This window comes from Pseudomonas sp. QE6, assembly GCF_041379005.1.
Classification (GTDB): Bacteria; Pseudomonadota; Gammaproteobacteria; order Pseudomonadales; family Pseudomonadaceae; genus Pseudomonas.
In genome coordinates, this window is the sequence record NZ_CP166873.1 from 5679338 (window position 1) to 5693650 (window position 14313).

A 14313-nucleotide genomic window follows, 5' to 3' on the forward strand; every position below is an offset into this window, starting at 1 on the left:
AGCCCGACCGTCAGACGGCCATCAGATCCGCTTCCTTGGCCTCGAGGGCCTTTTCGATATCGGCGACGAACTTGTCGGTGATCTTCTGGATATCGTCACCGGCGCGACGCTCGTCGTCTTCGCTGATTTCCTTCTCTTTCTGCAGGTCCTTCAGCTGAGCCAGGGCATCGCGGCGGATGTTGCGCACGGATACCCGGGCCTGTTCGGCCTCGGCGCGAGCCTGCTTGGTGAAGCCCTTGCGGGTCTCTTCGGTCAGGGCCGGCATCGGCACGCGGATGGTGGTTCCGGCAGTCGCCGGGTTCAGGCCCAGGTCGGAGGTCATGATGGCCTTCTCGACTGCCTGGATCATGCTCTTGTCGAACACGCTCAAGGCCAGGGTGCGGGAGTCTTCCACGGTGATGTTGGCGACCTGGCGCAGCGGGGTGTCGGAACCATAGTAGGACACCATGACGCTATCCAGAATGCTCGGGTGAGCACGGCCGGTACGAATCTTGGCGAAGGCATGCCCCAGGGCTTCCAGGGTTTTGCCCATGCGATCCTGAGCTTCCTTCTTGATCTCGTTGATCATCTCAATCCTCCTCGATCAGGGTGCCTTCAGCACCACCTACAACAATATTCAGCAGCGCGCCGGGCTTGTTCATGTTGAACACCCGCAGCGGCATTTTCTGGTCCCGGCACAGGCAGATGGCGGTCAGGTCCATCACGCCCAGCTTGCGATCGAGCACTTCATCGTACGTCAGACGTTCGAATTTCTCGGCATTCGGGTCCTTGAACGGGTCGGCAGTGTACACGCCGTCCACCTTGGTCGCCTTCAGCACTACGTCAGCATCTATTTCAATGGCGCGCAGGCAGGCGGCGGAATCGGTGGTGAAGAACGGGTTGCCGGTGCCGGCGGAGAAGATCACGACCTCGCCGCTGTTCAGGTGGCGCATGGCCTTGCGGCGGTCGTAATGATCGGTCACGCCGACCATGGAAATGGCGGACATGACGATGGCGGTGATGTTGGAACGCTCCAGCGCATCACGCATGGCCAGGCCGTTCATCACGGTGGCCAGCATGCCCATGTGGTCGCCGGTGACGCGATCCATGCCGGCCGCGGACAGCGCCGCGCCACGGAACAGGTTGCCACCGCCGATGACCAGGCCGACCTGGACACCGATACCCACGAGCTGGCCGATTTCCAGGGCCATCCGATCGAGCACCTTGGGGTCGATACCGAATTCCTCGGACCCCATCAGGGCTTCGCCGCTCAGTTTTAGAAGAATGCGTTTATAGCGAGGTTGACGAGCGCTCAGCTGCTGAGCCATGACCTATTTCTCCTGCGGCGATTGAATGCTTGGCGCCCCACGGCGCCTTGGTTTGGAAGCATGGACCCGCCACGCTTACGACGCCCTTAACCCACCGTGCGGGCCTGCGTCGCGGAAACCGCCCCATTTGGCTTCCCCAGTTTGGCAAAGAGGCCGCGCGCGTTAGCGGGCAGCCTCTTGCGGGGCGACAGTCGTGAGACCGTCTATTACTGCTTGGAAGCGGCTACTTGAGCAGCAACCTCGGCAGCGAAGTCAGCTTCGACTTTCTCGATGCCTTCGCCTACTTCATAACGAATGAAGGAAACGATTTCGGCGCCGGCCTTCTTGGCCAGGTCACCCACCTTGACTTCCGGATCCTTGACGAAGGCTTGCTCGACCAGGCTGGCTTCGGCCAGGAACTTCGAGATACGGCCTTTGACCATGTTCTCGACGATGTTTTCCGGCTTGCCGGCGATCTTGTCGGCGTTCAGAGCAAGGAAGATTTCCTTCTCTTTGGCAACGGCTTCTTCGGAAACCTGCGACGGATCCAGGAACTGCGGGTTGCTGGCAGCGATGTGCATGGCGATGTCGCGAGCCAGGTCAGCGTTGCCGCCCTTCAGGGTGACCAGAACGCCGATGCGATGGCCGTGCAGGTAGGCGCCAACCACGTCACCTTCGGCGCGAGCCAGACGACGGATGTTGACGTTTTCGCCGCACTTGGCGACCAGGGCTTCACGGGCCGGCTCTTGTTCTGCGATCAGCGGAGCGGCATCGGTCAGCTTCTGGGCTACAGCCTTGTCCAGGCTGGCGGCCACGAAGCCTTTGAAGTCGTCCTGCAGGGCCAGGAAGTCGGTCTGCGAGTTGACTTCGATGATGGTGGCGGATTTGGCGTCATCAGCCACTTTAACGGCGATGGAGCCTTCGGCGGCGATGTTGCCAGCCTTCTTGGCAGCCTTGATGGCGCCGGAAGCGCGCATGTCGTCGATGGCCTTCTCGATATCGCCTTCAGCGGCTACCAGGGCCTTCTTGCACTCCATCATGCCCTGGCCGGTACGCTCACGCAGTTCCTTGACCAGTGCTGCAGTAATTTCTGCCATTTCGAAATCCTCTTGAGTTGCTCTCAAAACCAGATCGCCCGGCTGCCCGGGCGGAATTTGCAGGGTGGCAAAAAGGGGGCCTAGCCCCCTTCCTGCGCACCGTAGGACGTCTGGACGTCCTGGAATCAGCCTTCGGCGGACTCGGCCGGCGCTTCTTCTACGAACTCGTCAGCACCGCCAGTGGCGTTCTGCTTACCACGCAGAACGGCTTCGGCCATGGAACCCAGGTACAGCTGAACGGCGCGGATGGCGTCGTCGTTGCCCGGGATAACATAGTCAACGCCTTCCGGGCTGCTGTTGGTATCGACGATGCCGATGACCGGGATGCCCAGCTTGTTGGCTTCGGTGATGGCGATGCGCTCGTGGTCGACGTCGATCACGAACAGAGCGTCCGGCAGGCCGCCCATGTCCTTGATACCACCCAGGCTGCGATCCAGTTTTTCCAGATCACGGGTGCGCATCAGGGCTTCTTTCTTGGTCAGCTTGGCGAAGGTGCCGTCCTGGGACTGGGTTTCCAGCTCGCGCAGGCGCTTGATCGACTGACGGATGGTCTTGTAGTTGGTGAGCATGCCGCCCAGCCAACGGTGGTCGACGTACGGCATGCCGCAACGGGCAGCTTCTTCGCGAACGATCTTGCCGGCGGAACGCTTGGTGCCGACGAACAGGATCTTGTTCTTGCCCTGGGCCAGGCGCTCAACGAAGGTCAGGGCCTCGTTGAACATCGGCAGGGTTTTTTCGAGGTTGATGATGTGGATCTTGTTGCGCGCGCCGAAAATGAACTTGCCCATTTTCGGGTTCCAGTAACGGGTCTGGTGGCCGAAGTGCACACCGGCCTTCAGCATATCGCGCATGTTGACTTGGGACATGATAGTTCCTCGATAAGTCGGGTTAGGCCTCCATGCATCCCAACGGCCAACCCTCCGAACCAGTCGAAAGGCACCCAGGCCATCGTGTCGATGCATGTGTGGGTTTATGCCTCGAAACGGCCGTAGCCTTCGAAGCGGGGCGCTTTATACCACAACCTCGGCCCCAGCGAAACCCGAACAGATGTCCGGCATCCCGTCTCACCCTTAAAAGGAAGGCCCAAGGTCTGGTAGACTTGCGCATTCATCTCATTATCCGCGCGATCGCAGCGCCTCAAGAGAATTCGCATGACCGTCACCATCAAGACGCCCGAAGACATCGAGAAAATGCGCGTCGCCGGCCGTCTGGCCGCCGAAGTGCTGGAAATGATCGGCGAGCACGTCAAGCCCGGGGTCACCACCGACGAACTGGACCGTATCTGCCACGACTACATCGTCAACGTGCAGAAGGCCATTCCGGCGCCGCTGAACTACAAGGGCTTCCCCAAGTCGATCTGCACCTCGATCAATCACGTGGTGTGCCACGGCATCCCCAACGACAAGCCGCTGAAGGAAGGCGATATCGTCAACCTCGATATCACCGTGATCAAGGACGGCTACCACGGCGACACCAGCAAGATGTTCCTGGTCGGCAAGACCCCGGAATGGGCTGATCGTCTCTGCCAGATCACCCAGGAATGCATGTACAAGGGCATCGCCGTGGTCAAGCCGGGCGCGCGCCTGGGCGACATCGGCGAGGTGATCCAGAAGTACGCCGAGAAGAACGGTTTCTCCGTGGTGCGCGAGTACTGCGGCCATGGCATCGGCAAGGTCTTCCACGAAGAACCCCAGGTGCTGCACTACGGCCGCGCCGGCACCGGCCTGGAGCTCAAGGAAGGCATGATCTTCACCATCGAGCCGATGATCAACCAGGGCCGCCCGGAAACCCGCCTGCTGGGCGACGGCTGGACCGCCATCACCAAGGACCGCAAGCTGTCCGCGCAGTGGGAGCACACCGTACTGGTCACCGCCGATGGCTACGAGATCCTGACCCTGCGCAATGACGAAAGCTTCCCGCGCACCTCTGCCTAAGAAGCGGTTTGCAATCTTGCCGACGGCTGGGTAGAACATACAAATCCCGGCCCGGCATGCCCGGGCCCGGCGCCACGCGCCAGGCCCGTCGCACATCTTGCCCCTGCCCTCCCTCAATCCCTGAATCAGGAAGGCCGCCATGCCGCAGGTGGATCCCGAGTTGTTCGACCGTGGACAGTTCCAGGCGGAACTGGCCCTCAAGTCCAGCCCTATTGCCGCGTTCAAGAAGGCCATTCGTCAGGCCAACGAGGTGCTCGACGCCCGCTTCAACGGCGGCCGCGACATCCGCCGGCTGATCGAAGACCGCGCCTGGTTCGTCGACCAGATCCTGCAGCAGGCCTGGAGCCGCTTCAACTGGGGCGACGCCGCCGACATCGCACTGGTCGCCGTGGGCGGCTACGGGCGCGGTGAACTGCACCCGCACTCGGACATCGACCTGCTGATCCTGCTCGACAGCGAGGACCAGGAAAGCTTCCGCGAGCCCATCGAGGGCTTCCTCACCCTGCTCTGGGACATCGGCCTGGAAGTCGGCCAGAGCGTACGCTCCGTGGCCGAGTGCGCCGAGGAAGCACGCGCCGACCTGACAGTGGTCACCAACCTGATGGAATGCCGGACCATCTCCGGCCCCGACGTCCTGCGCCAACGCATGCTCCAGACCACCAACGCGCAACAGATGTGGCCGAGCGGCCAGTTCTACCTGGCCAAGCGCAAGGAACAGATTCACCGTCACACCAAATACAACGACACCGAATACAACCTCGAGCCCAACGTGAAGGGCTCGCCGGGTGGCCTGCGCGACATCCAGACCCTGCTCTGGGTCGCCCGCCGTCACTTCGGCAGCCTCAACCTGCACGCCCTGGTGCGCGAAGGCTTCCTGGTGGAAAGCGAATGCAGCGTGCTCGCCTCCAGCCAGGAATTCCTCTGGAAGGTCCGCTACGCCCTGCACATGCTCGCCGGACGCGCCGAAGACCGTCTGCTGTTCGACCACCAGCGGCGCATCGCCGGGATGCTCGGTTATGAAGGCAACGACGCCAAGCTGGCGGTCGAACGCTTCATGCAGAAGTACTACCGCGTGGTGATGGCGGTTTCCGAGCTGAACGACCTGATCATGCAACACTTCGAGGAAGTGATCCTGCGCGCCGGCGAGAACGGCCAGATCCAGCCGCTCAACAGTCGCTTCCAACTGCGCGACGGCTACCTGGAAGTCACCCACGCCAACGTCTTCAAGCGCACCCCGTTCGCCCTGCTGGAAATCTTCGTGCTGCTGGCCCAGCATCCGGAGATCAAGGGCGTGCGCGCCGACACCATCCGCCTGCTGCGCGACAGCCGGCACCTGATCGACGACGACTTCCGCCACGATATCCGCAACACCAGCCTGTTCATCGAGCTGTTCAAGTGCCGCGAAGGCATCCACCGCAACCTGCGGCGGATGAACCGCTACGGCATCCTCGGTCGCTACCTGCCGGAGTTCGGCCTGATCGTCGGGCAGATGCAGCACGACCTGTTCCACATCTATACGGTGGACGCCCACACCCTCAACCTGATCAAGCACCTGCGCAAGCTGCGCCGCCCGGACATGGCGGAGAAGTACCCGCTGGCCAGCAAGATCATGGAACGCCTGCCCAAGCCCGAGCTGATCTACATCGCCGGCCTCTACCACGACATCGCCAAGGGTCGCGGCGGCGACCACTCGGAACTGGGGGCGGTGGATGCCGAGCACTTCTGCCAGCGCCACCAGCTGCCGCCGTGGGACACCAGCCTGGTGTCCTGGCTGGTGCAGAACCACCTGGTCATGTCCACCACGGCCCAGCGCAAGGACCTGTCCGACCCGCAGGTGATCTACGACTTCGCCCAGCTGATGGGCAACCAGACCTACCTGGACTACCTCTACGTGCTCACCGTGGCCGACATCAACGCCACCAACCCGACGCTGTGGAACTCCTGGCGCGCCAGCCTGCTGCGCCAGCTCTACACCGAGACCAAGCGCGCCCTGCGCCGCGGCCTGGAGAACCCGGTGGACCGCGAAGAGCAGATTCGCCAGACGCAGAGCGCGGCCATCGACATCCTGGTGCGCGGCGGCATCGACCAGGACGACGCCGAACAGCTCTGGAGCCAGCTGGGCGACGATTACTTCCTGCGCCACACCGCCGCCGACGTGGCCTGGCACACCGAAGCCATCCTCCAGCATCCGGACGACGGCACGCCGCTGGTGCTGATCAAGGAAACCGCCCAGCGCGAATTCGAGGGCGGCACCCAGATCTTCATCTATGCCGCCGACCAGCACGACTTCTTCGCCGTGACCGTGGCGGCGATGGACCAGCTCAACCTGAACATTCAGGATGCGCGGATCATCACCTCCACCAGCCTGTTCACCCTCGACACCTACATAGTGCTCGACGCCGATGGCGGCTCGATTGGCGACAATCCCGCCCGTGTCGCGGAAATTCGCGAAGGTCTGGTCTACGCCCTGAAGGACCCGGACGAATACCCGACCATCATCCAGCGCCGCGTACCGCGCCAGCTCAAGCACTTCGCCTTCGCCCCGCAGGTGACCATTTCCACCGACGCCGCCCGCCAGGTCAGCGTGCTGGAAGTCATCGCGCCGGATCGCCCAGGCCTTTTGGCGCGCATCGGCGGTCTGTTCCTCGACTTCGACCTGTCGGTGCAGAACGCCAAGATCGCCACCCTGGGCGAACGCGTGGAAGACGTGTTCTTCGTCACCGATGCGAATAACCAGCCGCTTTCCGACCCCGAGCTGTGCAAGCGCATACAGACCGCCCTGGTCGACATCCTCTCCGACGGCGGCCAGCAGACCATGCCGGTGCGCATCAGCATTTAGTCAGCATTTGGAAAGAAAGAGCCTTGCCCATGAATCCTGCCCTCGACTCGCTCCAGCCCTACCCCTTCGAGAAGCTCCGCGCCCTGCTGGCCGGCGCCCAGCCGCCGGCGGACCTCAAGCCCATCGCGCTGTCCATCGGCGAACCCAAGCACCGCTCGCCGGACTTCGTCGCCAAGGCCCTGGCCGACAGCCTCGACCAACTGGCCGTCTACCCGACCACCCTGGGCATCCCCGCCCTGCGCGAAGCCATCGCTACCTGGTGCGAGCGCCGCTTCAAGGTGCCGGCCGGCTGGCTGGACGCCGCGCGCCACGTGTTGCCGGTGAACGGCACCCGTGAAGCGCTGTTCGCCTTCACCCAGACCGTGGTCGACCGTAATGCCAAGGGCCTGGTGATCAGCCCGAACCCGTTCTACCAGATCTACGAAGGCGCGGCCCTGCTCGCCGGCGCCGAACCGCACTACCTGCCCTGCCGGGAAGCCAATGGCTTCAACCCGGACTTCGACGCCGTGCCGGCCGAGGTCTGGGCACGCTGCCAGATTCTCTTCCTCTGCTCGCCGGGCAACCCCACTGGCGCGCTGGTGCCGCTGGGAACGCTGAAGAAGCTGATCGCCCTGGCCGACGAGCACGACTTCGTGATCGCCGCCGACGAGTGCTACAGCGAGCTGTACTTCGACGAACAGAACCCGCCGGCCGGCCTGCTGACCGCCTGTGCCGAACTCGGCCGCTCGGACTTCAGGCGCTGCGTGGTGTTCCACAGCCTGTCCAAGCGTTCGAATCTGCCGGGCCTGCGCTCGGGCTTCGTTGCCGGCGACGCCGAAGTGCTGAAGAAATTCCTGCTGTACCGCACCTACCACGGCTGCGCCATGCCGGTGCAGACCCAGCTGGCCAGCGTCGCCGCCTGGAAGGATGAGGACCACGTGCGGGCCAACCGCGACCTGTACCGCGAGAAGTTCGATGCCGTGCTGGACATCCTCGCCGGCGTGCTCGACGTGCAGCGCCCGGACGGCAGCTTCTACCTGTGGGCGAAGACGCCGATCGCCGACACCGAGTTCTGCCGCGGCCTGTTCGCTGCGCAGCACGTCACCGTGGTGCCGGGTTCGTACCTGTCCCGCGAAGTGAACGGCGAGAACCCCGGCGCCAACCGTGTGCGCATGGCACTGGTGGCTCCGCTGGCGGAGTGCGTCGAGGCGGCGGAACGGATCAAGCGTTACGTGCAGGGCCTCTAAGGTTGCACACCCTGTAGGAGCGAGGGGGACGCCCAGTCCTTGCTCGCGAACGGAGCTATCCGGCAGCTCCAGAGCCAAGCGGTTCGCGAGCAAGCTCGCTCCTACGAAAAGCCGATCTACACCCAGCGCCCCGCCTTGCTGGTCACCCAGGCCTCCTGGTTATCCAGCTCCCCCAGCACCCCGCGCAGGATTTCATCGTCGATCTCGTGCTCCCGGCGCATCCGGTACAGCTCCAGACGCTGGGCCCGCAGCGCCTTGATGCGTAGCGCCTGATCGGCCAGCTCAAGAGCACGGGCGCGCTCGCGGGCTTCCAGGCTGTCCGGAGCCGGGTCGAGCTCGTGTCGGTACTCGGCCATCAGCTTCGCCTTCACCTCCGCCAGCCGCGCCGTTTCCTCGGCGTCGCTGCTTTCCTTGGCCGGCAGATCCTCGTTCTCCAGCATATGGATCGCCGCCGCGGCGGTCTTGCGCCACACCTGCTGCACTTCCAGCTCACGCCGGTCGTTGCTGGCCGCGGGCAGCCCGCGCAGCAGGATCGGCAGGCCGATGGTCGCCGCCAGCAGCGAAATCAGGATCACCCCGGCGGCAATGAATATGATCAGGTCACGCTGCGGAAACGGCGAACCGTCCCCCAGCAGCAAGGGCACCGAGAGCACGCCCGCCAGGGTAACCGCCCCGCGCACCCCACCCAGTGCGGAAATCGCCGACAAGCGCAAGGTCGGCTCGCCCGGCCGACCGCCCAGCTCGACACCCCACCAGCGTTCGAAGCGCACCGAAACCTTCCAGTAGCACCAGACCCAGGCGAAACGCAGCACCAGCAACGCCGCGAAGACCGCCAGCACGTAGAACAGCAGCAGCGACGAGCGCCAGAGCATGTCATCGGAGTGGTGCGCCACCGACTTGAGGATGTCGGGCAACTGCAGGCCGAGCAGAAGGAAAACGACGCCGTTGAAGGCGAACTCCAGCATCGACCACACGCTGCGATTGAGCAGCCGGGTATTGGTCTGCCGTGGCAGCAGATCGACCCAGCTCTGCATCATGCCGGCCGCCACCGCCGCAAGAATGCCGGAGACGCCCATCTCCTCGGCGACCATGTAGGCAGCGAACGGCAACAGCAGCATCAGCACCACATGGGTCGCAGGATCATCCCAGCCACGGCGGATCATCCAGCCGCGGATGCGCCCCAGCAACCAGCTCAGCAGCACCCCGCAGGCCAGTCCGCCCACCGCAACCAGCAGGAAGGAGAGACTGGCGTCCACCAGCGAGAAGGTACCGGTCATGGCTGCGGCGATGGCGAACTTGAAGGCCACCAGACCCGAGGCGTCATTCATCAGCGCCTCGCCCTGGAGGACGTGCATCAGGCGTCTGGGCAGGCGATTCTGGGCGATGGCCGAAACCGCCAGCGCGTCGGTGGGCGACAGCACCGCCGCCAGAGCGAAGGCCGCGGCCCAGGGAATCTCCGGGATCAGCAGATGGATGAAGGCGCCGCCGACCACCACCGTGATCAACACCAGGGCGAACGCCAGGGCCAGGATCGGCCCGCGCATCTTCCAGAACTCACCCTTGGGCATGCGCCAGCCGTCGACGAACAGCAACGGCGGGATGAACAGGAACATGAAGAGCTCGGGGTCCAGCGCCACATGCAGCCCAAGACTCGGCCAGGCCAGCGCGGCGCCGACGGCGATCTGGATCAATGGCAGCGGCAGCGGGATCAGCTGCGCGGCGAGCCGCGTGCCCCCCACGGCCAGCAGCAGGATCAGCACGGTGTAAACGGTTTGCATCGACGAACTCCCGGCACAGCGCTCCATTGAACCATCGGCGTAGCGGCGGATCAGCCAGCGGATCGGCAACAGACTGTTGCAATCCGCCGACTTCCCACCGGCATCCCCCAAGGCATCGGGAAATGGCATAATCCCGCGCCTGAAGAAAAGCATGAAAAGGAGATGCGCCCCGTGAGTCAGCGGACGCTGTACGGCATCAAGGCCTGCGACACCATGAAGAAAGCCCGCACCTGGCTGGACGAGCATGGCGTCGACTACGCCTTTCACGACTACAAGACTAGCGGAATAGACCGCGCGCACCTGGAACAATGGTGCGGCGAGCACGGCTGGGAAACCATCCTGAACCGTGCCGGCACCACCTTCCGCAAGCTCGACGACGTGCAGAAAGCCAATCTCGACCAGGCCAAGGCGATCGACCTGATGCTCGCCCAGCCGTCGATGATCAAGCGCCCGGTGCTCGACCTGGGCGGCCGCACCCTGGTCGGCTTCAAGCCCGACAACTACGCCGCCGCGCTGGCCTGAGCCGTCCCGCCATGAACATCGCCTGGGCCCTGTTCCTCCCCGCCTGCTTCGCCCTGAACCTGGCGCCGGGGCCGAACAACCTGCTGTCGCTGAACAACGCCGCCCGTTTCGGCCTGCTGCGCGCGACCCTGGCAGGCAGTGGCCGCCTGCTGGCATTCGCCGGCATGCTGGCCCTGGCCGCCTCCGGCCTGGCCTTGGTGCTGCAGACCTCGGCCTGGCTGTTCCTGGTGATCAAGCTGGTGGGTGCCACCTACCTGCTGTGGCTGGCCGTGCAACTCTGGCGCGCACCCACCGCCGATCTGCAGGCGAGCAGCGCAGCAGCTCCGGCCAGCAGCCTCTGGCGCCTGACGCGCCAGGAATTCTGGGTCGCCGCCGGCAACCCCAAGGCGATCCTGATCTTCACCGCCTTCCTGCCGCAGTTCGTCGACCCGAACCAGGCCGTGGGCGCCCAGTTCGCCCAACTCGGCGCAGCCTTCCTGCTCCTGGAATGGCTGGCCATCGCCCTTTACGGGCTCGCCGGGGTCCACCTCGGCAAGCTGCTCGCCGGCGCTCGCGCCCGGCGCCTGTTCAACCGTGGTTGTGCCGCGCTGCTGGGCAGCGCCGGGCTGGGCCTGCTGCTCAGCCGCCGTCCGGCCTGACCTGATACTTTCTTCGAGATTTTCTTTTTTAAGGAAGCACCCACATGTCGAAATCCCTGTTCAGCCTGGCCTTCGGTGTCGGCACCCAGAACCGCCAGGGCAACTGGCTGGAAGTCTTCTACGCGCAGCCGCTGCTCAAGCCCAGCGCCGAACTGGTCGCCGCGGTCACCCCGCTGCTGGCCTATGAAGGCGGCAACCAGGCGATCGCCTTCAGCGCCCACCAGGCCTACCAGCTGGCCGACGCCCTGAAGGGCATCGACAACGCCCAGGCCGCCCTGCTCAACCGCCTGGCCGAAAGCCAGAAGCCGCTGGTCGCTACCCTGCTGGCCGAAGACGCCGCCCCCAGCTCCACCCCGGAGGCGTACCTCAAGCTGCATCTGCTGTCCCACCGCCTGGTCAAGCCGCACGGCCTGAACCTGACCGGCATCTTCCCGCTGCTGCCGAACGTGGCCTGGACCAACCAGGGCGCCATCGACCTGTCCGAACTGGCCGAGCTGCAGCTCGAAGCGCGCCTGAAGGGCAAGCTGCTGGATGTCTTCTCCGTCGACAAATTCCCGAAGATGACCGACTACGTGGTCCCGGCCGGCGTGCGCATCGCCGACACCGCCCGCGTACGCCTGGGCGCCTATATCGGTGAAGGCACCACCGTGATGCACGAAGGCTTCGTCAACTTCAACGCCGGCACCGAAGGCCCGGGCATGATCGAAGGCCGCGTCTCCGCTGGCGTGTTCGTCGGCAAGGGCTCGGACCTGGGCGGCGGCTGCTCCACCATGGGCACCCTGTCGGGCGGCGGCAACATCGTCATCAGCGTCGGCGAAGGCTGCCTGATCGGCGCCAACGCCGGCATCGGCATCCCGCTGGGCGACCGCAACATCGTCGAAGCCGGCCTGTACGTCACCGCTGGCACCAAGATCGCCGTGCTGGACGACCAGAACAACCTGGTGAAAGTGGTCAAGGGCCGCGACCTGGCCGGCCAGCCGGACCTGCTGTTCCGCCGCAACTCCCAGACCGGCGCGGTCGAGTGCAAGACCAACAAGACCGCGATCGAACTGAACGAAGCGCTGCACGCGCACAACTAAGCTTGTGCGCCCCGCTCGCGCGGGGTTCGCACTAAGCTTGAAAAACGGGGGCTGCGGCCCCCGTTTTCCATTTTCCGCAACCGGCCATACGTCCATGTCCATTCCCTCGCCCTGGCGCTCCGACTTCCCGGCCCTCGCCGCCTTCGAGGCCGAAGGCCAGACCTACCTCGACAGCGCCGCTACCGCCCAGAAGCCCCAGGCCATGATCGATGCCCTGGCCGGCTACTACGCCAGCGGCGCCGCCAACGTGCACCGCGCCCAGCACCTGCCCGGCGAACGCACCACCCGCGCCTTCGAGGCTACCCGCACCCTGGCGGCCAACTGGCTGAACGGCGGCAGCCCGGCGCAGATCGTCTTCACCCGCGGCGCCACCGAAGCGCTGAACCTGCTGGCCTATGGGCTGGAAAACCGGTTCCAGGCCGGCGACGAGATCGTCGTCAGCGCCCTGGAGCACCACGCCAACCTGCTGCCCTGGCAACAACTGGCGCTCAGGCGCGGACTGAAACTGGTGGTCCTGCCGCTGGAACGTAGCGGGCGCATCGACCTGGAGCGCGCCGCCAGCCTGATCGGTCCGCGCACACGGCTGCTCGCCGTCAGCCAGCTGTCCAACGTGCTGGGCACCTGGCAACCGCTGCCGGAATTGCTGCAGATGGCTCGGCAGCACGGTGCGTTGAGCGTGGTCGACGGCGCTCAGGGCGTGGTCCACGGCCGGCACAACCTGTCGGCGCTGGGCTGCGACTTCTACGTCTGCTCCAGCCACAAGCTCTACGGCCCGGAAGGCCTCGGCCTGCTCTGGGGCCGCGCGGAAGCCCTGGAGCGCCTGGCCCACTGGCAGTTCGGCGGCGAGATGGTGCGCGTGGCGGACTACTTCGATGCGCAGTTCCACAGCGCCCCGATCGGCTTCGAGGCCGGAACCCCACCCATCGGCTCCGTGATCGCCCTCGGCGCCACGCTCGAATGGCTGGCCCGCCAGGACAGCGCCGAAGCCAGTGCCCACGAAGACTTCCTCCATGCCCGCCTGCTGGCCGGCCTGCGCGCCCGCGACGGCGTGCGCGTGCTGGGCGAACCGGACGTGGCGCTGGCCAGCTTCGTGGTCGAGGGCGTGCACGTTGCCGACCTCGGCCACCTGCTCACCGAACAGGGCATCGCCGTACGCGCGGGGCACCACTGTGCCATGCCATTGATGAAGACCCTCGACGTCGCCGGCGCCCTACGCGTCTCCCTCGGCCTGTACAACGACGGCGCCGATCTGGAGCGCTTCTTCCACGCCCTGGACAGTGCCCTGGAGCTGCTGCGATGAGCCTGCCCGCCGCCGCTAACGAAGCGCTGCAGGCCTTCACCGCGCAGCAGGGTTGGGACCAGCGCGCACGCCTGCTGATGCAATGGGGCGAACGCCTGGAGCCACTAAGCGACGCCGAACGCAGCGACGAACACCGCGTACATGGCTGCGAGAGCAATGTCTGGCTGGTCGCCGACCCGCGCGGCGGCCTCTGGCACTTCCGCGCCTATAGCGATGCGCGGCTGCTGCGTGGGCTGCTGGCGTTGCTGCTGGTGCGGGTGGAAGGTCTGCCGGCCGATGAGCTGGCCAACATCGACCTCCCGGACTGGTTCAATCAGCTCGGCCTCGGTCGGCAACTGTCGCCATCGCGCAGCAATGGGTTGAATGCAGTTCTGAAGCGCATGCAGGAGTTGATCGAGGCATCGGGCGTATAACGTTCGACGTTATACGCCGTTTGACCTTGCCCCCCGACCGCTCGGATTCCAACCTGGAAACCTGCCGCGGAGCACTTCGAACTCCATCGGGACTCCAGCCGGCAACCGCGGTGTAACGGCGTACAACCGCGAACGGTTGTACGCCCTACGCCTCCGAAGCCAGCGCTTTTCGTAGGAGCGAGCTTGCTCGCGAACCGCTTA

13 protein-coding genes are annotated in these 14313 nt (G+C 64.9%); 8 read left to right on the forward strand and 5 right to left on the reverse strand.

Annotation, left to right across the window (positions count from 1 at the left end; all coding sequences use genetic code 11):
• Positions 1–10 precede the first annotated feature (10 nt).
• The 4 genes from frr to rpsB all read right to left on the reverse strand — a co-directional run bounded on the left by frr (position 11) and on the right by rpsB (position 3249).
• Entirely contained in the window at positions 11–568 is a 558-nt protein-coding gene (frr, locus tag ACAW63_RS25935) for a ribosome recycling factor (protein WP_152225035.1), read from the reverse strand.
• 1 nt (position 569) lies between these two features.
• The gene (pyrH, locus tag ACAW63_RS25940) at positions 570–1307 is read right to left on the reverse strand and encodes a UMP kinase (RefSeq protein WP_207885442.1); all 738 of its coding nucleotides are present in this window, start codon (positions 1305–1307) and stop codon (positions 570–572) included.
• Positions 1308–1513: 206 nt separating this feature from the next.
• Positions 1514–2383, reverse strand: a complete 870-nt coding sequence (gene tsf, locus ACAW63_RS25945; protein ID WP_275608238.1) for a translation elongation factor Ts — start codon at positions 2381–2383, stop codon at positions 1514–1516.
• 125 nt (positions 2384–2508) lie between these two features.
• Positions 2509–3249: a 30S ribosomal protein S2 gene (gene rpsB, locus ACAW63_RS25950; RefSeq protein WP_275608239.1), complete on the reverse strand. Its 741-nt coding sequence runs from the start codon at positions 3247–3249 to the stop codon at positions 2509–2511.
• A gap of 285 nt (positions 3250–3534) precedes the next feature.
• On the opposite strand from rpsB, the gene map reads away from it, so the two are divergent.
• The 3 genes from map (at position 3535) to dapC (ending at position 8382) form a co-directional block, all read left to right on the forward strand.
• Positions 3535–4317, forward strand: a complete 783-nt coding sequence (map, locus tag ACAW63_RS25955; protein ID WP_152225043.1) for a type I methionyl aminopeptidase — start codon at positions 3535–3537, stop codon at positions 4315–4317.
• Between the two features lie 139 nt (positions 4318–4456).
• Entirely contained in the window at positions 4457–7156 is a 2700-nt protein-coding gene (locus ACAW63_RS25960; RefSeq protein WP_371230219.1) for a [protein-PII] uridylyltransferase, read from the forward strand.
• A 29-nt stretch (positions 7157–7185) separates the two neighbouring features.
• Positions 7186–8382 (forward strand): succinyldiaminopimelate transaminase, encoded by a 1197-nt coding sequence (gene dapC, locus ACAW63_RS25965; RefSeq protein WP_371230221.1) that lies wholly within the window; start codon positions 7186–7188, stop codon positions 8380–8382.
• 116 nt (positions 8383–8498) lie between these two features.
• Here the strand turns inward: dapC and ACAW63_RS25970 are convergent, their stop codons facing one another.
• Positions 8499–10160: a Na+/H+ antiporter gene (locus tag ACAW63_RS25970; protein WP_371230222.1), complete on the reverse strand. Its 1662-nt coding sequence runs from the start codon at positions 10158–10160 to the stop codon at positions 8499–8501.
• A gap of 162 nt (positions 10161–10322) precedes the next feature.
• On the opposite strand from ACAW63_RS25970, the gene ACAW63_RS25975 reads away from it, so the two are divergent.
• The 5 genes from ACAW63_RS25975 to ACAW63_RS25995 all read left to right on the forward strand — a co-directional run bounded on the left by ACAW63_RS25975 (position 10323) and on the right by ACAW63_RS25995 (position 14112).
• Positions 10323–10682: an ArsC family reductase gene (locus tag ACAW63_RS25975; protein WP_275608244.1), complete on the forward strand. Its 360-nt coding sequence runs from the start codon at positions 10323–10325 to the stop codon at positions 10680–10682.
• Between the two features lie 11 nt (positions 10683–10693).
• Complete coding sequence (locus ACAW63_RS25980) at positions 10694–11320, forward strand: LysE family translocator (protein WP_371230223.1); 627 nt, start codon at positions 10694–10696, stop codon at positions 11318–11320.
• Positions 11321–11364: 44 nt separating this feature from the next.
• A complete protein-coding gene (dapD, locus tag ACAW63_RS25985; protein ID WP_371230225.1) occupies positions 11365–12399 on the forward strand; it encodes a 2,3,4,5-tetrahydropyridine-2,6-dicarboxylate N-succinyltransferase in 1035 nt (344 codons plus the stop codon).
• A gap of 94 nt (positions 12400–12493) precedes the next feature.
• The gene (locus tag ACAW63_RS25990; RefSeq protein WP_371230226.1) at positions 12494–13699 is read left to right on the forward strand and encodes an aminotransferase class V-fold PLP-dependent enzyme; all 1206 of its coding nucleotides are present in this window, start codon (positions 12494–12496) and stop codon (positions 13697–13699) included.
• Positions 13696–14112, forward strand: a complete 417-nt coding sequence (locus ACAW63_RS25995) for a SufE family protein (RefSeq protein ID WP_275608248.1) — start codon at positions 13696–13698, stop codon at positions 14110–14112. The genes ACAW63_RS25990 and ACAW63_RS25995 overlap by 4 nt, the downstream gene beginning before the upstream one ends.
• Positions 14113–14313 lie beyond the last annotated feature (201 nt).

Excerpts from the sequence above, each read along its gene's own strand:
- frr (WP_152225035.1), bottom strand. The coding sequence starts at position 568 with ATGATCAACGAGATCAAGAAGGAAGCTCAGGATCGCATGGGCAAAACC.
- pyrH (WP_207885442.1), bottom strand. The coding sequence starts at position 1,307 with ATGGCTCAGCAGCTGAGCGCTCGTCAACCTCGCTATAAACGCATTCTT.
- tsf (WP_275608238.1), bottom strand. The coding sequence starts at position 2,383 with ATGGCAGAAATTACTGCAGCACTGGTCAAGGAACTGCGTGAGCGTACC.
- rpsB (WP_275608239.1), bottom strand. The coding sequence starts at position 3,249 with ATGTCCCAAGTCAACATGCGCGATATGCTGAAGGCCGGTGTGCACTTC.
- map (WP_152225043.1), top strand. The coding sequence starts at position 3,535 with ATGACCGTCACCATCAAGACGCCCGAAGACATCGAGAAAATGCGCGTC.
- ACAW63_RS25960 (WP_371230219.1), top strand. The coding sequence starts at position 4,457 with ATGCCGCAGGTGGATCCCGAGTTGTTCGACCGTGGACAGTTCCAGGCG.
- dapC (WP_371230221.1), top strand. The coding sequence starts at position 7,186 with ATGAATCCTGCCCTCGACTCGCTCCAGCCCTACCCCTTCGAGAAGCTC.
- ACAW63_RS25970 (WP_371230222.1), bottom strand. The coding sequence starts at position 10,160 with ATGCAAACCGTTTACACCGTGCTGATCCTGCTGCTGGCCGTGGGGGGC.
- ACAW63_RS25975 (WP_275608244.1), top strand. The coding sequence starts at position 10,323 with ATGCGCCCCGTGAGTCAGCGGACGCTGTACGGCATCAAGGCCTGCGAC.
- ACAW63_RS25980 (WP_371230223.1), top strand. The coding sequence starts at position 10,694 with ATGAACATCGCCTGGGCCCTGTTCCTCCCCGCCTGCTTCGCCCTGAAC.
- dapD (WP_371230225.1), top strand. The coding sequence starts at position 11,365 with ATGTCGAAATCCCTGTTCAGCCTGGCCTTCGGTGTCGGCACCCAGAAC.
- ACAW63_RS25990 (WP_371230226.1), top strand. The coding sequence starts at position 12,494 with ATGTCCATTCCCTCGCCCTGGCGCTCCGACTTCCCGGCCCTCGCCGCC.
- ACAW63_RS25995 (WP_275608248.1), top strand. The coding sequence starts at position 13,696 with ATGAGCCTGCCCGCCGCCGCTAACGAAGCGCTGCAGGCCTTCACCGCG.